Here is a 2,417-nt window from a genome sequence, read left to right as displayed (position 1 = left end):
CTGGTACTCTCGCATTTCCCGTCTTGTTGCCAGTATCTCTTGGTGTGTATCACCAGTGATTTTAACAAGACTACGCACTGCGCTATCCAGTGAGTCAAAATGTGACTCAAGTTGCTCTACCCTAACCTCTAACGACATCGGGACTACTCACGTTATGTATGGAGTAACCAGCATAGCAGAGAATGGTACAGAGACACCTAACACCATATTTAATCGCCACCATAGGGTGGCCATCGAGGCTAAAGGCGGCTGAGACGAACTGGCTACTATGGTTGACAGTGTATTTTACTTTCCATGACTCATCATTGGGCTCATTGAAACCAAGAAAAAGAAGAGTTCTGTTCGATCATCAATCGCCCCTCCATAATTCTGTGATTCTCACCGCAGCATCTACACCGACGGTCATCACATTTCGGCCATCGGGACTGAAGTCGGCTGAGATGACTCCTCCCTCGTGTTCAATGGTGGCTTTTTCCAGCCATGACCCATTGGCCTCCAGACCCCATATTCTCGCAGTACCATCTCTACTGGCGGTTACCATATGACAACCATCGACACTGAAGGTGGCTGAAAGGACTTCGTCTTCATGGGTAATGTTGGCTTCTTCTTGCCATGAGCCATCGGCCTGCAGGCCATTGATTTTTGCCGTGTTATCCAAACTGGCGGTCACCACATGACGGCAATCGCCACTGAAGCTGGCTGAGGTGACCTTCCAATTGTGGGAAATGCAGGCTGTTTCTTGCCATGATGCAGCGGCGCTATAGATTCTCACTGTGTTATCATGATGGGCGAACATCAGATGACGGCAATCAGCGCTGAAGTCGGCTGAAGTGACCACACCACGATGATGAAGCGTGGTTATTTCTTTACATGATCCATCAGCTTGCAGGTCACAGATTTTCGACGTGCCATCTAAACTGGCGGATAACAGAAGGCAGCCATCGGCGCTAAAGTTGGCTAAGGTGATTAGTTTCTCATGCTGAATGGTGGCTTTTTCTACCCACCCTCCAGCGGCTCCCTGACCGTAGATTGTTACCGTGTCATCTATACCGAAGATTGCCAAATGAAGACCATTGGGGCTAAACCTGGCCGAAACGACCGGACTGATATGGTAGATGGTATCTTCTAATTCCCATGATCCATCGTCCCCCCGACCAAAGATTTTCACCGTTTGATCCTGACTGGCAGTCAGCACACGTCGACCATCATTACTGAAGGTGGCTGAATTGACAGAATCAGTATGGGTAATAATAGTTTTTACTGTCCATGATCCATCGTCTTCCTGACCACAGATTTTCACTTTATGGCCATAACTGGCGGTCAACACATGACGGCCATCGGCGCTGAAGCTGGCCGACCTGACTGAGGCATTGTGGTTGAAAGTGGTTTTTTCTTCCCATGTTCCTCCAGTCTCCTGCCCATAGATTTTCACCGTCATATCCAAACTGGCAGTCACCACATGGCGGCTATCGGCGCTGAAGGTGGCTGTGCTGACAGTGTGAAAATGTGGGATTTCGACTTTTTCCACTAACTTGAATGTTTTGCATTGAGACATCAGTTTGCTGTTGGTGAAAAGGAGCTGGACAGGAAAATAAATACTTTTTTGTTGTTCTGGAAGTGACTCGACAGTGTCTTCATTAACAAACGGCTTCAACCAATCACGGAGTTGTTGCTGATCTTTTGTCGTAACGATAGTCTTTAATTGGTATTGGTGTGGCGAAGGAAACCGGCGATACCATGCTCTCTCCAAAGCATGATCTTTTTTAACAAGATCGCGAAGATATCTGCACACCTTTGCTAAACAGGCAACCTCTCGAAAACCCAAATAGCGAATAATCATGGATTCTGTTTCATCGGGCAAATCGAGTAATAAACATGGATTGTTGTTGCAGACACTCACGTCTCTACCTGCAATGACACCCGTCGGTGCTTCCTCCATTTGAGCTGGCTCAGGTGTTGGCAGGAGTATACTGTCACTGTCGCAATTGCTTTTCACAGGTTGCATGCCAGATGCCTCCCTATCTCCAAAGTCATTATTTATCTTCGCTTGGAAAGGACATTAAAAGTGAGTCCGGTCTGTTAGAGTGGTTTTTACAATAGAAGTTCAAAACATTGAGTTCTGTGGAACCAGAGAAAAGAAGTCATCAATCGCCCCTCCACAGTTCAGTGATTCTCACCGTGTGATCTGCACATTCGGTCAACACATTTCGGCCATCGGGGCTGAATTTGGCAAAGGAGATCATCAGCCCGTGAGAAATGATGGCTTTTTTTATCCATGATCCATTGGTTCTGAGGCCATAAATTCTCGCCGTTCCGTCTCCACCGGCGGTCACCACGTGGCAGCTATCGGGACTGAAGTCGGCTGAGAGGACTTTGCCCTTATGGGTAATGTTGGCTGTTTCTTTCCATGATCCATC

The 2,417-nt window shown here is 47.5% G+C and carries 2 protein-coding genes; both read right to left on the bottom strand.

Annotation, left to right across the window (positions count from 1 at the left end):
* Window positions 1–349 precede the first annotated feature (349 nt).
* Entirely contained in the window at window positions 350–2,005 is a 1,656-nt protein-coding gene (locus tag KDK16_RS01970) for an F-box/WD40 repeat-containing protein (RefSeq protein WP_257274424.1), read from the bottom strand.
* A gap of 139 nt (window positions 2,006–2,144) precedes the next feature.
* A partial coding sequence (locus KDK16_RS01965) for a WD40 repeat domain-containing protein (RefSeq protein WP_257274423.1) occupies window positions 2,145–2,417 on the bottom strand: 273 nt, incomplete at its 5' end.

The sequence above is a fragment of the Endozoicomonas sp. SESOKO4 genome (genome assembly GCF_024606275.1).
This window is presented reverse-complemented; position numbering and strand designations above follow the sequence as displayed.

Bases quoted from the DNA above. Each gene is read 5' to 3' on its own strand.
- KDK16_RS01970 (WP_257274424.1), bottom strand. From the start codon at position 2,005: ATGCAACCTGTGAAAAGCAATTGCGACAGTGACAGTATACTCCTGCCA.